Below are 13,664 nucleotides of genomic sequence, written 5' to 3' on the forward strand. Positions count from 1 at the left end.
ATGGCGACGCTGGTCGACGTCCAGTTGATCGAGGGGCTCGGTCTGCCCTACGCGCCGGGCGCTGAAACGAACCTGCTCGACGGCGCGCTCGATCCGCTGTTCAACACAGCGTGGCAGGCGTTCGTGGCGCAGTTTCCTGGTCAGACATTGCTGCCGCTCTTCGATGAATTGCCGGTCGAACAGCTGGCCGACCTCGTGGACGGCGCCCGCATCAGCGGCGACGAGCCGCCGAATCCCTTCGTCTGGTTCACGCTCAGCGTGGACGACGCCGATGTCGATGCGGTGTTGCTGGCGCTGCTCGCCTTGCCAATGGTGGTGTCTGCCGGACCACGGCCAGCGGTGTTCCTGCCGAACACGGTGTCCTACGGCACCAACCCGCGGGCCGCCGAGGGGCAGACGTTTCAGATCCGTCCGTCACCGATCGGCGTCGACGCGATCTACGCGTGGCAGATCGCCGGCGGTGCGGGTGACAACGGCCGCGTCGGCGACATCGAATCGGGGTGGCGGCTCAATCACGAGGAGCTGATCACGCAGAAAATTACGCGGCGATCGGTCTTCGGGGTGGAATTCGAAATCAATCACGGCACCGGGGTGGCGGGCATCCTCGTCGGCGCCGACAACGGCGTCGGTACTGTCGGCATCGTGCCCAACGCTGAACTCGAGCTCTTTTCAGAGACACGGTCGAATGGGATTCCAAGTTTCGCCAACGCGATTGCCGTCGCCGCAGCCAGCCTGACCGCCGGCGACGTTCTGCTGCTCGAGGGCGCCAACAACTTCTTCGCAGGCGGCAACGCGCCCGACATCCTCGTCGAGTTCGATCCGGCGGTGCAGCTGCAGATCCGTCTGGCCGTCGGTCGCGGCATCACCGTAATCGAACCGGCTGGCAACGGTGGCATCGATCTCGACGCGTTTCCGTTTCTCGCGCATACGCGTCCCGAGTCGCCGACGTTTTCGGGAGCGGTGGTCGTCGGCTCCGCCACCGACACCGCTCCGGTCAGTGGCACCTGGTTCCGCCGCTCGTCGTTTGGCAGCCGCGTCGACTGCTTCGCAGCCGATTCGCAAATCCAGTCGCCCGACTTCGGAGCGACAGATGCCTATCGGAACTTCGGCGGCACGTCAGGCGCATCGGCGATTGTGGCCGGCGTCGCCACGTCGCTGCAGTCGATGATCAAGGCCGCCAACAACGGCGGCATCCTGCCGCCCGCCGACGTGCGGCGATTCCTCAGCAGCGCGACGCTCGGCACGCTGCCGCAGAATCCGCTGGGCGCCAAGATCGGGCCGATGCCGGACTTGCGCCGGATCACGCGCGCGCTGGGGCTGCAGCGCATTCTCCCCGTGGGCGCCGCCGCCATCGGCGGCAATGCCTTGCTCATCGTGCATCTCGATGCCGACAACCGGATCGTCCGCCGACACTTCACGCTGCTGACTGGCTGGGGGCAGCCGCTGCCGACGCCCACCTCCGACGGCTCCACCGATCCCAGCGACCTCTTCGCGCTGACGGCGGCGCAGCCGGCGGTGACGTCCACCGACGAAACCAATCCGATTCCGCGCCTGGTGCACGACGCTTTCTTCAGCGGACGCCAGGGCATCCACTCCATGTTCTGGGATTCGCTGAACCAGTCCGGCAACGTCGTGACGCCCATTGCGCCGATCACCGCTACCGCGCAGGGCAAGGCGCTCGCGGCGGTGCGCCCGAGCGAACTCCGGGTGGTTCTCGCCGGCATCAGCCCGGCGGGGCGGCTGGTCTTCCTGACCGGCGATTCACAGATCCTGCACTCCAACACCTCGACGCCGGTGGTGATTGACGCCGTGGCCTCGTATCGCCGCGTCGCCGGCCCCGCCATGGTCAGCCGCGGCGTCGGGCTCGCAGACATCGTGGCTGTCGAGGACGGAGGCGCCCTCAACTGGTACACCGGTGCGTTCCCTGGCATCGGCGGCGGATTCACCGGACCGGTGACAGAAGCATCGGCCGTTGCCTGCGATCCCGGCGCGCGGCCGGCACTCATGTCCACCGGCAGCCTGCTCCTCGCGGCGGCGGTCAGCATCGACGGCTCGCTGCGCGCCTTCACCATCGATCCCGCGCTGCTGACGATGGATGTGCCGGTGGAGGTCGATGCGACCGTCTCAATCGCGCGCCTCGGCCCCATCGGGCTCGGGCGCACCGCGGCGAATGCCGTCATAGCCGCCGTAGACGCACAGAACGTGGTGCGTGCGGCGACGCGTCCGCTGAGCGGCGGTACCTGGACGCCGCTGATTCCGCTGCTGTCGCTCGTGCCGATCAGTCAGCTCGGCGGCGTGACGCTGGTCTCGATTGATCTGGGCGTGATGGCCATTGCCATCGGCACCAACGGCGTCATCTGCTCAGCGCTGACGGTGGACGGTGTGCTTTGGTCGCCGCTGGTCCCGCTGCCGTGACATCCACGGAGGCCGAGCCCCAGTAGACACGAACGGCCCCCCATACCGTAGCGTTGGCACGTCGATGGCGATCGGCCTACTGGTAGCACTCTGAACACCAATAAGTACGCGTCAGAAAGACGCCCTGCGGGTGAACCGCGATCACCGTGCTTGTGGCTCGGCGCGGCCGCTGCGATCGGCACCGTGAAGCTGAAACACGCGCTTGGCCAAGTCGATGCACTCAGAAAGTCGATGTCCATCGCAGACCTCCAATCCAGAAACGGTTGATGAGCCGCTCAGTTTGCTGTCAGGTGGGCGCGGGGTCCATCTCAGCAAATCGGTGCGCCTTGTTTGCAGGCCCCGCATCTCTGGCATGGGTGTGCGTGACCAACGTCGACGCTTCGCTCATTGCGTCGCACTGGGACGCGCTCGTTTGTCTCACAGCGTTCCTGATGTCCGGACACGCCAGCGCGGTGGCCGTGATGGCGCGTTTGGGATCGGCAGCCAGGTCCGACGCGATCTACGAGGCCGGCGTACACCTTGGGGGATGGCATGGAACACCGCACCGATGCAGGCGGTGCTCGCTCGCTGGGCCCATCGACGTCAGATTGTGCCGCCCGAACTCATTGGGCGGATCGCGCCCACACGGCTGGAAGGCATCAATCTACGCGGCATCTTTCGAATCCCCATCGAGTGGTATGCCGCGCAGCTCCCATCGTCACAAAAATGCAGCGAAAAAACGAGGGCCAATGTACCAAACCGACCCATTGCCGGTGCGGCCTGCGGCGCGATTGGATGGGTGACAGAAAGGCGATGCGCAACAAGGACTTGCGTTGGAAGCCGCATGCTCAGCAGAGCCCTCACTGTCATTTAGTGCACTGAAAACGAATAGACCGCAAGTAGACGAGTTGCCGAGCGTCTCCAGTTCCGATACTGTTGAACGGAGCCAAACCGCCGAGCATTAGGCGAGCCAGTGTTTACAAGGAGATTCAAATGCCGCTGTACATCATCGAGCGCAACTTCGCGGAAAAGCTCGAAGTCAACGCCGAGGGCGTCATGTGCTGGCCACCTCAGGCCAGGTACGCAGCAGCTTGATGCCTGACATCCCCACGCTGGCCGAGCAGGGCTATCCCGACCTGGTCGTGCAGGAGTGGTTCGCGGTGTTCATGTTACGCAGCGTTCCATCCCCCAGGGTGGATGCGGGTGCACAAGCCGTTCGTTTGGCTACAGCACGCCCGGAGTTTGTTGCTGCGCTCAAGCCGCTTGGGATGACGACGGCAATAAGCACCCCGGCGGCGCTTGCTGCCCGCATTGCACGAGAGCAGCGCGTATGGGCGCGCCTCGTTCTCGCCGCCGGGATTCGCGTCGAATAGCGCAAGCGCGGGGCTGACTCCAACGCCGCCGCGTTCTTCATTCATTCAAGTCACTTGGGCACGGGCTCTGCCAAGAGCGGATCTTCGAACGCGATCTCGCCATCCACCAATGTCAACAGGCTTCTCGTCGCGGGCAGCGCCGGTAGAGGCACGGTCAGGATGTCCTGCGAAAGCAGCGCCAGGTCGGCTGCCATGCCGACTCCGATGCGCCCCTTGCTGCGCTCTTGCTTCTCGGCGAAGGCTGCGCCGGCGGTGTAGGCGAGCAAGGCTTGTTCGCGCGACAGCGCCTCGCGTGGGGATGCGGCGTAGCTGGTGGCCAGCATGATGTTGAGGAAGGGGTTGGCTTCGTCGGCACCTCCGTCTGATCCCAGCGCGACCGGCACGCCGGCTGCCAGCAGGCTCTTGAGCATCGAATGCGGTTCGGTAGGCCGTCGCGCTGCCCCGGCAGGCGGAAAGTGCGTCGGGTTCTGGATGACGACGACGCCGAGCCGCGCCGCCTGCGCGAGCGTGTTGTCGCGGATACCGTCGCCGTGCTCGATCCGAACCCGCTTCTCCCGCCACGCCTCTGCGGAGGCCAGCGATTCCATCATGGCAAGAACGCGATCGGTTTCGGCATCTCCGACGACGTGCAGCGCCATTTGCCCGGGCCGGCGCAATGCGGTCTGCAGGATCTCGCGCACCTGCGCATCGCTGTGGTTGGAGCGGCCGCGCCAGTCCGGGCGCCCGGCATAGGGTTCGCGCTGCAGCGCGTTCTGCTCGAGCGGCGTACCGTCGAGCATCCATTTCGGGCCGTCGATGCGAACCCGTGGCGGCAAGGTCTTCGGTGCCTCGTCCATCGCAGCCCATGCACCGGCAATGCTGGGCACCGCGCCGGTCGCCCACGAATAGACCGTCCACTTCTGCGGGGTCTTTGCTTTCGCCAGCGTGTCCAGCGTGACCTCCAGCGTCTTGCCGCTGTTCATCAGGTGGATGCTGGTCACCCCCCAGCGCGCATAGCGTTGTGCCGCAGCCTGGAACGACAGTGCCAGCTTTGCCGGATCATTCGGCGTCGCGCGGACTTCGGGCACGGGCGACGCGCCCTCGTCGGCCCGGCCGTTGAGCCGTCCGCCGGCGTCACGGCCCCATTGGCCACCGATCGGGTCGGCCACGTCCTCTGCGATGCCGATGCGCTGCAAGGCGGCGCTGTTGACGATCGCCGTGTGCCCCCAGAAGCCGCGCAGAAGCACCGGCCTGTCGGGCGCCACGGCATCGAGCGCCATCCGCCAGTTGCGTTGGTCGCGGGCAACGAGCGGGCCGATCCAGGCGCTGATCCAGTCGCCGGGCGTCTTTGCCGCGGCGGCGACGGCGGCCAGGGCCTGTTCGGCCGTCGGTCCGGGAAACGGCAGGCCCGGCATTGGCAGGGGTGCCGAGGGCAGCGTGCTGCCCAGGTGGGCATGGGATTCGATCAGGCCAGGGGTGGCGAGCCGGCCACCGGCGTCGATGACGCGTGTGGCAGGCCCTGCCAGCGCGCGAACTTCGGCATTGCCGCCAACGGCGCTGAACAGGCCGTCCTCGATCGCCATGGCTTCGGCCCGGGGCCGTGCGGGGTCGGCGGTGAAGACGTTGGCATTGACGATGACCAGCAATGGCGCGGCGAAGGCGGCCTCGCTCAAGAGCAGGGCCAAGGCAAGGAGGGCGTGACGCTTGGAGTGCATGACGGGTTCTCGAAGAATGTCGAAGCCCTGACGATTGACCAGCGGCCCGGAAAAGTCCCGATCGCATGGCGAAAACGGACGAAATCACCCGAAGCGCAGGTGGGCGCGCGCAGAATGGTCCGCGCGCGTTCCTGCGCAAGGGCACAGCTTGGATCGAGCCGCACAGGATTCCATCGTCATGCCGACCCGCCTGCAGGTCGCTGGCTTTGTCGTCGACTTCGCCCAGGAGGCACTCCTCGATGCTGCCGGCCGGCCGGTCGAACTGCGGCCGCAGGCGTTTCAGGTCTTGCGACACCTGGCCCAATGCGCGGGGCGACTGGTCACCAAGGACGAGCTCATGGCCGCCGTATGGCCGGACGTCGTTGTCACCGACGATTCGCTCGTCCAGGCAATCGGCGACATACGCCGCGCCCTCGGCGACGCCGGTCATCGCCTGGTGAAGACGGTGCCGCGCCGCGGCTACATGCTGATGGCGGCCGCCATGGCTGATCACACCTCGAGCCACAACGCCGAAGTCACGGGTAGTTCGTCGAGACCCGCGCGCCGTTGGCTGGCCCTGGGCAGCGTGGCCATCTTGCTCCTGGGCGCGGTCGTGTTCTGGCAAGAGCGCGTTCGAACCGACGCGTCCGGGGCGGTAGACGATCCCGGCGGGCCGCCGTCGATCGCGGTGCTCGCGTTCAAGGGCCCGCCCGGCGATGCCGACGGCGCGGTTCTCGCCCGCAACGTGGCGGCGGACCTGGTGTCCGAGCTGGCGCGCAGTGCCAACCTGCGCGTGGTCTCGAGCCAGTCGAGCTTCCAGTTCGCCGAAGGCAAGACGCCGTTGGCAGAGGTCGGCAGGCGCCTGCGCAGCCGGCATATTGTGGACGGCAAGGTGCGGCGCGAAGGCGAGCAGTTGCGGATGGGCGTGGAGTTGCTTGACAGCCAGGACGGTCGAATCGTCTGGTCGGCTTCCGACGTGGTCGATCGCGCCGAACTCGGCGCCGTGCAGCTGGCTCTGGTGGGCCGCATCGCCGGCACTTTGCAGGCGAAGGTAGCCGCAACCGAACAGCGGCGTGCGCTTGCGCAGCCGCCGAAGACGCTCGACGCCTATGTGCTGGTGGCGCATGGGAGGGCCATGATGGTGCGGTACAACGCCGACGGTATCCGAGCGTCGCGGCGCTACTTTTCCGAGGCCCTCGCGATCGACCCCGACTACGCAGCCGCATGGGCGTTTCTTGGCATCGCCAACACGGTCGACATCGGTCTGCACCTGACGGGTGAGTGGGACGGGCGGCGCGTCGACGAAGTGCTAGGCCAGATCAGACGCGCGATCGAGCTGCAGCCGGGCCTGCCGATAGCCTATGTCGCCCTGTCGCAGGCACAGAGCCGGGCAGGAGATCTCGATGCCGCGCTCGCCGCTGCGCAGCAGGCTTGCCGGCTCAGTCCGAACGATGCCGAATGCTTCTACATCCTCGGCGCGGCACATCTCCAACTCGGCCAGGTCGAACCTGCACTCGCCAACCTTGAGCAGGCGATGAACCGAAACCCGCTACCACCGGCGTATCTCCCGGCTTTCTATGCCACCGCGCTCTGGGCGAATCGACGCTTCGACGAAGCCATCCGCGCGGCCGACGACTGCCTGACGCGGGCGCCGGACTTCTGGCGTTGTCGCCAGGACCGGATCGCCGCCCTGGTCGAACTCGATCGCCTGCCCGAGGCGCGGAAGGAGGCGGCATTGCTGCAGGCGAAGGTTCCGCGCATAGGGAGCGAATGGTTCGGGTCGACATTCGGCGACCGCGCTGCGGCCCTGCGCGAGCGACGGGTGACTGCAGCGCGGTTGGCAGGCATCCCGGACACGACCACCGTTGCACAGTAGGAAATTGATCGGCCCAGGGGCATCGTCGAGTAGCTGGCCAGGGGGGTGCTTTTGAAACTCGGCGAGCACCTCCAGATAGGCATCCACGATCTGCTATTTTGTGGTGAGATCTGGATGCTCGGTGTGGCGCATGCAGGAGGTCACCATGAACGAGGTCCAAAACGGATTTGCGCTGCCTCTCAAGGCGAAGGGCGTCGATCCAGAAAAACTGCGCTTGCTGTGCGTCCTGCCGGACGCCGGGGTGCTGCTGCGCCAGGTAGCCAAGGCCGAAGTTCCCGCTGTCGTCCTGGACCAATTGATCGGCAGCAACGGACCGATGCTTGGCGATTTGGCTGGCTTTTGGGACCAGCAGTTACAGAAGGCCGAGACGCTGACGGAGATGCAGGCCCTATTCCAGCGAGACGAGCCGACCGGCGCACTCTCGCTGTTCGCGGCCTTGCGCATGGTCAGCCAGGATCAGCGTAACGAGACCGACAAGGATTTGCTCGAATGGACGCTCTACCTGCGCGACCCCGCGGCCGATGGCGATGTGGTGCTTGAACACCAGGCACCTCTCTTTTTGTTGATGCCTGGATCGCTCACGGCGCTTCTACTAGATGCGGCCAAGGGCGCGGGAACCACGCTGGCAAAGTGGGGCATCGGCATCGCGCTTGGGCTAGCGGGTCGGGAGTTCGCTGACGTGTTGGAACGCGCGCGTGCGCGAGAAGCCAAGCTAAGTAGTTCGACCCTGCGCCGATTCGAAGACCTCCCTGGGGACGAAGCCTGCAAAGTTTTGACGGTTTTCGTGCACGGGCTCTTTTCGATGGATGTCGGCCTGTTCGACCCTTTGGTGGCCTGCATGAGGTCCCTTGATGCGTCAGGCGTGCGGTGCGTCGGATTTCCGCACAACCCTTTGCTCTCTATCGACGAGAACGCACGCACCTTGAGCGACGCCATCCGCATTCAAATGCCTTCGCGCGTGGTGTTCCTGTGTCACCATCGCGGCGGCTTGGTGGCGCGCAAGGCGGCGCTGATGCTGTACGAAAGGGACGCCCCGCGTTGGCGAGATAGGCTGCTCGGTGGCCTCACATTTGGGACACCGCACCTCGGCCTCAGCTATGCCGACAGCCCCTCGCGGGTGCTGGGCAGTGCCTACGTCGTTTGCCGCCCGCTCGACGCCTCCGCTTGGCCACCCGGTTTCCTGAACAAGAGCGACTTGTTGATGCTGGTAACTGCCATGCGGGGCATCCCGCCGGCCTTGGCCGAGCTTCAGCCGCCAACATCTAGCGCCATGCACGCCGGCGCAGCACGCTATCTCGACGGCTTAATCCGAGCAGAGCGCCTCGCCGAAGCAGAGCTGCAATGTCGTTTGCGACTTTACGCGGTGGGCGGCAACGACTATGTCCCTCCTCCCCAGCGTCTGATTGTCGGCAAGCTCTTGGCCTCGTCGCCGAACGACGGTCTGGTGGCCCAGCGCTCATCGGCACCGGACAACGCGGGTCCCGGAACCACGGCGCTGGAGACTGAGGATGAGCATCGCACCTACTTCAATTCGGATACGTTGAATGCTGTGCTGAAGGTCATGCGGGAATGGCTCGACCAAGCTGCCGACGAAGATGCAAAGCGGGCCACGACCCTTCAGGCACCTACTTCCCGTATAAAGAAACTTTCCCTGCTGCCCGACGAACTTCGTGGCTTGGCGCCACGTGCCAAGCCAGAATCGTCCAAAGGACCTTGACCAAGCCCTTTCTTTCCGGGGGCGGTAGTACGCGGCGAAAGGCCGAACGACTTCCAGCCGGCGGGACCAGGTCATCGGTCCGGTACGCTTGACATGCTCGCGTGACCAGTCGAGTTGCAGCTCGAGTGTCAGAGGTCCTCGATGCCCTCGGCAATCTGCAAATCGGGGTAATCGTATTTTTTCGACAAATTGACACGGTCGCGGTGTCGCCGAGCGAGGCCGCGTGTTCGGATGGCGGATCCGGATCCACAACGCGCGCCGAAGGCGTAGATTGGCGGCCCCATCCCTGTGGAGGATCCTGCCGTGTGGTTTGCCCAACGCTTCATTGGCGCGGAGACGCTTCCCTTCAAGATGTCCGAACTCGATGTCCAGCAGTTCTTCAGCCTGAGCAAGGACGACATTTTTGCGGTCTGCGAGCGCTTCCGCGACGACCGCCGTGTCGCTGCGGCCATCCAGTTGCTTTTTCTGCGGGCAAGTGGGCGCCCGATGGACCGATTTGCCACGGTACCGAAAGTCCTGCTGCGTTCGGTGTTCGAAGCGTTGGGATTGCCCAGCGTGAGCATTGCCAGTCTCCGGTCTCTCTATGAGCGTCGACAGACGCTGTACGAGCACCAAGCCTGGGCCCGCGCATATCTTGGCCTGAGCGACCTCGATGAGGTCCAGCGGCAGAAGATGGAGCAGGTTCTCGCGGTCGCCGCCCTCGAGGCGGCTCACCCCGACGACCTGATGCGAACCGCACGCATCTGGCTGTACGGCAGGCGAATCATCATTCCGGGCTCACGCCGCATCGCCGACTGGGCCCGCAAGGCGTTTGATGCCACGGAGGCGGCAATGGCCGCAACGATCGAGGCGGCGCTTGGGAAGGTGGCGCTTCGCCAAGCCATCGACTGGGCCTATGCCCCCTCCCCCGCGGACTCAAGCAGCCATCTCGAGTGGCTCAAGACTCCGCCCCAGCGCCACGCCCCGAGCACGACCGCGCAGACCCTGGAGAAGATCCGCGCTCTCAAGGCCTTGGGCGTACACGACTGGGCGTTGGATTCCATCGCCCTGAGCAAACAGAACGCTTATGCGGCGCATGTCCTGATGCGCCGGCCATCGATGACCGCTCGCATCGAACAGCGACGCCAGATCGTTGAGGTTGTCTGCTTTCTGCACGCTACGCTGATGGAGCTCACGGACATCGCGATTCTGCAGGCATCGCGCCGCAGCCAGGAACTGTTCCGACATGCAGCGGAGCGCGCCTACGAGAGTCGTGCCCGTAGGGACGGCGCCACACTGCAGCAGGCCGTCAGAGCGAGGGCCGTGCTTCGTGACGAGACGAAGTCGTGGCGCGAACGTGTGCTCGAAGCTCGAAGCCTCCTCGACGGCATCGGCGACGCAGGGAGCACCTCATTCGCCTCGCAGATTCGTCGAGCTCTTGCGGAAGACAGCCGCCGCGTTCACGCGCACCTGGCAGGACTTCGAGCCATCGACTTTGCCGGAAGACCAGGTGACCTGGCATACGAGCAATGGCAGGCGTGGATGAAGCTTCAGGCGATCGGCGGCCGGGAGATTCCGCCGGACTTCAAGCTGCCATCAGTAGGGCTGCATGGAGCGCCATCGTCACCGATCTGTATCCTCGGTCCCGGTATCGTGCGTTCGAGGCCAGCACGATGATGGCCCTGCGCAAGAGCTTGCGGCGCGGCAGCGTATGGGCAGACCATTCGATCGGTCACCGCTCCACACAATCCATGCTCCACGCCGACACGGAATGGACAAGGTTCAAGGAGCAGCACTACCAGATCCTTGGGCTGCCGATTCAGGCCAGCGAGTCCCTGGCGCCGATTCTGGCCACGATGTCGGTCGGCGTGTATGCGCTTGCGGAAGCGGTCGAGCGCGGGAAGGTGAGTATCGACGCCAAGGGGCTCGTGCATTTGCCGCCGATTAATGCGTTGGACGAGGAGATCGAACCTCGCAAGACCAGAGAGGCCGTCTTCAAGCAGGTCCGACAAGTGCAGTTGCCCGACCTGCTGATGGAGGTTGACGCGGCGACGCACTTCAGCGAGGCGCTGCTGGCCCGGCGCCCCGAGTCTGGCCACGAACTGCTGGCGGTCTATGGTGCGCTGCTTGCCCATGGGAGCGACAACGACGCCACCGGAGTGGGATCGATGATTCCTGGGCTGGATGCAGCGCATATTGCCGCGGCCATGCGGGCCATCGAATTCAGTGGCCGCCTGCGGCGTGCCAACGAACGGGTCTCGGAGTACCAGAACTCCCTGCCGATCGCCGCCTTGTGGGGAGACGGCACCAAAGGGTCGGCAGACATGATGGCCATGGATGCCAGCCGGCACCTTTGGACGGCCAGGGTGGATCCGCGGCGACGCACCTATGCTGCCGGCCTGTACACCCACATCCGGGACCGCTGGGGGCTCTTCTACGACCAGCCGATCGTGCTGAACGAACGACAGGCGGGTGCCGCCGTCGAAGGCGTCGAGCAACACAATCGCAGCGAGGATCGCATTCGCGTCTCTCTCCTGGCCGTGGACACCCATGGCATGACCAGCGTCGCCCTGGCCATCGCAAAGCTCTTGGGGTTCGACCTCTGTCCCAGACTGAAGGATCTGAGAGAGCGCAAGCTATTCGTTCCCAGGGGATGGTCGGTGCCGGAAAGCTTGGAGAGGGCCACCGTGCGCCGGGTGTCTCTCAAGTCCATCGAGCGCGGCTGGGACGATCTTGTGCGACTGGTGGCGTCCATTCGCGCCGGCAAGGTGTCCGCGGCACACGCCATTCATCGGCTGGGATCGGCCGCCATCGGCGATCCATTGCACCATGCGGGTGATCACCTGGGAGGGCTGCTGCGAACGCTTTTCCTGTGCGACTACCTGACGATTACCGACTTTCGACGTGAGATCCTCACGCTACTCAGCCGCGGCGAATCGGTGCATCAACTCCAACGAGCAATCCACGGCGGGCAGATAGCGCAGGACCGGGGACGGCGCAGGCAGGAGATGGTGGCCATCTCCGGGGCGCACGCCCTGCTCACGAACATCGTGCTCGCCTGGAACACCAGTCGCATGAACAGCGTTGTTGCCCGTCTCAGGGCGTCCGGCTTGCCGATGGAGGACGACTGGCTTCGCCGGATCGGACCCGCGCACTTCTCGCACATCAACTTCCGCGGGACGTATCGCTTCAACCTCGAGAAATATGGGCACTTGCTGGTCGCGCGTCGCTCGGGCACGGCAGCACTCTGAGCCATCACCTGGGCCGGAGGAGAACTGTCTTGCCGCGCGAGCCATGGGTCTCTCTCCCCGGACACCGGGTCGGTGACCGTGTCAATCTGCACCAACCGCGCCGCCCTGCTTGACAGGCACTTTTGCAAGTGCTTGTCCCGGTTGACGTTTTTAGGGGCGACCGTGTCAATTTGTCGAAAAAATACGATTACCCCAATTGGCGACGCAGCACAAGATTTTCGGCGCGGACCGACTCGTGCCGCGCTCCAGCAGCACCAGCTACCGCAGGGCGTATTCAGTCAGGCGGAGCACGATCTGCACCACCGCCCTGGGCGCGCCGCGGCGCCAGCCCCACGAGACGGCGCCGCTTACGTGCGCCGGCTCAAAGAGAGCCGGTGGCTACACGGCCTATGCGGCATCCCGGGAATCAGGCATTCACCTGGACGCTGTAGGCACCACCCGCTGCTTCGCGGAGCGGCGGCCCTTCTCTCAAGGGTTCTGGCCCGGCTTTTGGGAGCCTTGACCGGGCTGCTGTCCAGGCTGCTGCTTGCCAGGATCCTGCTGCTGCTGCCCCGGATTGCTGGGGCTGCCTTGTCCGGGCTGTTGCTTGCCTGGGTCTTGCTGCTGCTGACCGGGATTGGACGGCTGATTGCCGGTTTGGTTGGGGTTCTGGGCTTGTTGGTCTGCCATGTGACTGCCTCTTTAGTACATCGGAGCAAAGGCGCTCCGGAGCTAGCATCGACATCTGTTCGTCTCGCCCCAGTAGTCGCACAACCAGTCATCTCGTAGGACGGATTATCGTTCGAGGCGCCGCAGCTTCAGTTGGCCGACTAGGGCTTCGTATGCGTCGGTGTCGAAGAGGATGCCGCCCCTCCTGGTGCACTCCGTACTGGCGACAACGACTCTCGAAGCGGTGAAGGTGCTTGTCCTGCCAGCCGAACGCGACCTGCAGGATCTGGTGAAGCCGCGCGACGCTCTTATCGTCTCGTACCAGAAGGCGCCGCTAGATGATCAGCGGGCTAATGCTGCGCAGCACTGCGCGCAGCTGCAGGACCCAAGATGCTCCCGGCTTCCCCAAAGCTTACTTTGCTGCACTGCACACCCCCAGGAATGTGATGCATCTCCAGGATGCATGGCCGGACTATCGCTCCGAGCGGGGCACCAGGCGCGAACTGGCCTGGGTGAAGAAGCAGGCTTTGGATGTCTTGAAGCTCTTCGTGCTGGAGGCGAGCGGGTGGCTCTGAACGCTGTTTGAACGCCCGGTTTGTAAAAATGCGCGCAGCCGGTTGTGCCTGCCCTGTCTTTCGACCCGGCGGTTTCAAGAGCGAAGTGCAACAGTTGAGTTATTGAACTGAGGAAGGGGCCTGCTGAGCCATCGCCAGCATGTGAGAGAAGACGGCCAGCGGGGTGTTGAAGCCATGA

The 13,664-nt window shown here is 64.9% G+C and carries 8 protein-coding genes and 2 pseudogenes; 7 read left to right on the forward strand and 3 right to left on the reverse strand.

The window, feature by feature from the left end:
* The 3 genes and pseudogenes from QTH97_RS33505 to QTH97_RS33515 all read left to right on the forward strand — a co-directional run bounded on the left by QTH97_RS33505 (window position 1) and on the right by QTH97_RS33515 (window position 3,767).
* Complete coding sequence (locus tag QTH97_RS33505; protein WP_286572906.1) at window positions 1-2,415, forward strand: S8 family serine peptidase; 2,415 nt, start codon at window positions 1-3, stop codon at window positions 2,413-2,415.
* Between the two features lie 338 nt (window positions 2,416-2,753).
* Window positions 2,754-3,145 (forward strand): annotated as a pseudogene (locus QTH97_RS33510) (Tn3 family transposase); the annotation flags it as partial.
* Window positions 3,146-3,488: 343 nt separating this feature from the next.
* Window positions 3,489-3,767, forward strand: a complete 279-nt coding sequence (locus QTH97_RS33515) for a type 2 periplasmic-binding domain-containing protein (RefSeq protein WP_286572907.1) — start codon at window positions 3,489-3,491, stop codon at window positions 3,765-3,767.
* A 50-nt stretch (window positions 3,768-3,817) separates the two neighbouring features.
* Here the strand turns inward: QTH97_RS33515 and QTH97_RS33520 are convergent, their stop codons facing one another.
* The gene (locus QTH97_RS33520) at window positions 3,818-5,461 is read right to left on the reverse strand and encodes an amidohydrolase (protein WP_286572908.1); all 1,644 of its coding nucleotides are present in this window, start codon (window positions 5,459-5,461) and stop codon (window positions 3,818-3,820) included.
* Window positions 5,462-5,639: 178 nt separating this feature from the next.
* Here QTH97_RS33520 and QTH97_RS33525 point away from each other — a divergent pair, with 178 nt between their 5' ends.
* From QTH97_RS33525 to QTH97_RS37185, 3 genes and pseudogenes are all read left to right on the forward strand, one after another.
* The gene (locus QTH97_RS33525) at window positions 5,640-7,316 is read left to right on the forward strand and encodes a winged helix-turn-helix domain-containing tetratricopeptide repeat protein (protein ID WP_286572909.1); all 1,677 of its coding nucleotides are present in this window, start codon (window positions 5,640-5,642) and stop codon (window positions 7,314-7,316) included.
* A gap of 145 nt (window positions 7,317-7,461) precedes the next feature.
* Window positions 7,462-9,033, forward strand: a complete 1,572-nt coding sequence (locus QTH97_RS33530) for an esterase/lipase family protein (RefSeq protein WP_286572910.1) — start codon at window positions 7,462-7,464, stop codon at window positions 9,031-9,033.
* A gap of 351 nt (window positions 9,034-9,384) precedes the next feature.
* A pseudogene (locus QTH97_RS37185) lies at window positions 9,385-12,263 on the forward strand (Tn3 family transposase).
* 468 nt (window positions 12,264-12,731) lie between these two features.
* Here QTH97_RS37185 and QTH97_RS33545 read toward each other — a convergent pair.
* Complete coding sequence (locus tag QTH97_RS33545; RefSeq protein ID WP_286572912.1) at window positions 12,732-12,932, reverse strand: hypothetical protein; 201 nt, start codon at window positions 12,930-12,932, stop codon at window positions 12,732-12,734.
* A gap of 88 nt (window positions 12,933-13,020) precedes the next feature.
* Window positions 13,021-13,236 (reverse strand): IS1096 element passenger TnpR family protein, encoded by a 216-nt coding sequence (locus QTH97_RS37105; RefSeq protein WP_353655694.1) that lies wholly within the window; start codon window positions 13,234-13,236, stop codon window positions 13,021-13,023.
* A 121-nt stretch (window positions 13,237-13,357) separates the two neighbouring features.
* Between QTH97_RS37105 and QTH97_RS33550 the strand changes: the two genes are divergently transcribed.
* Window positions 13,358-13,486, forward strand: a complete 129-nt coding sequence (locus QTH97_RS33550; protein WP_286572913.1) for a hypothetical protein — start codon at window positions 13,358-13,360, stop codon at window positions 13,484-13,486.
* The last annotated feature ends 178 nt before the right edge of the window (window positions 13,487-13,664 follow it).

It is taken from the genome of Variovorax gracilis (assembly GCF_030317115.1).
GTDB classification, from domain to species: Bacteria; Pseudomonadota; Gammaproteobacteria; order Burkholderiales; family Burkholderiaceae_C; genus Variovorax; species Variovorax gracilis.

Excerpts from the sequence above, each read along its gene's own strand:
- QTH97_RS33525 (WP_286572909.1), top strand. The coding sequence starts at position 5,640 with ATGCCGACCCGCCTGCAGGTCGCTGGCTTTGTCGTCGACTTCGCCCAG.
- QTH97_RS33550 (WP_286572913.1), top strand. The coding sequence starts at position 13,358 with ATGCATCTCCAGGATGCATGGCCGGACTATCGCTCCGAGCGGGGCACC.
- QTH97_RS33530 (WP_286572910.1), top strand. The coding sequence starts at position 7,462 with ATGAACGAGGTCCAAAACGGATTTGCGCTGCCTCTCAAGGCGAAGGGC.
- QTH97_RS33515 (WP_286572907.1), top strand. The coding sequence starts at position 3,489 with ATGCCTGACATCCCCACGCTGGCCGAGCAGGGCTATCCCGACCTGGTC.
- QTH97_RS33545 (WP_286572912.1), bottom strand. The coding sequence starts at position 12,932 with ATGGCAGACCAACAAGCCCAGAACCCCAACCAAACCGGCAATCAGCCG.
- QTH97_RS33520 (WP_286572908.1), bottom strand. The coding sequence starts at position 5,461 with ATGCACTCCAAGCGTCACGCCCTCCTTGCCTTGGCCCTGCTCTTGAGC.
- QTH97_RS33505 (WP_286572906.1), top strand. The coding sequence starts at position 1 with ATGGCGACGCTGGTCGACGTCCAGTTGATCGAGGGGCTCGGTCTGCCC.